Here is a 686-nt window from a genome sequence, read left to right on the forward strand (position 1 = left end):
AGGTCAAGCGCTCGAGCCATACCGACGAGAAGGTGCGCATCGGCAAGCTCGCCGCGGCGATGGTCGCGCCCGGCGAGTCGATCGTGCTCGATTCGGGGACGACGACGCTGCAGATCGCGCGCTTCCTGCCCGATGACGAGGACATCACCGTCCTCACCAACGATATCGACATCCTCACCGTGCTGGCGGCGAAGGAGCGGCTCAACATCGTCATGCTCGGCGGGATGCTGCGGCGCAAGAACCGCGCCTTCTACGGCGCGCAGACCGTCGCCGCGCTCGAGGACCTGCGCGTCGACAAGCTGTTCCTCGGGGTCGACGGGCTCGACATCGCCTGCGGCGTCACAACGCATTATGAGCCCGAGGCGATGCTCAACCGCAAGATGGTCGAGGCCGCGCGCGAGGTGATCGCGGTGACCGACGGCTCCAAATTCGGCCGCGTCTGCCTCCATCGCATCATCGACATCGAGGAGATCGATCATCTCGTCACCGAGGGCGCGGTGCCTGAGGATATCCGCGCCGCCGCGGACCGGCTCGGCTTCCGCATCCACAACGCCTGAGCTGCACGCTATCCGTTCAGCCGGAAGAAGCGGCGGGCGTTGGCGTAATAGATCTTGTCGATCACCCCGCGTGGCAGCGCGAGCCCCGGCGCATCCGCCTTGATTGCATCGACATGCTGCGCCAGCGGC

At 66.3% G+C, this 686-nt stretch carries 1 protein-coding gene; it reads left to right on the forward strand.

The annotated features are described in order from the left end of the window. Window positions 1-557 (forward strand): DeoR/GlpR family DNA-binding transcription regulator (locus tag BGN95_RS19130; protein ID WP_286773700.1); only part of this gene is annotated, 557 nt, incomplete at its 5' end. Window positions 558-686: the final 129 nt, after the last annotated feature.

This window comes from Sphingomonas sp. 66-10 (assembly GCF_001897045.1).
GTDB lineage: Bacteria > Pseudomonadota > Alphaproteobacteria > Sphingomonadales > Sphingomonadaceae > Sphingomonas > Sphingomonas lycopersici.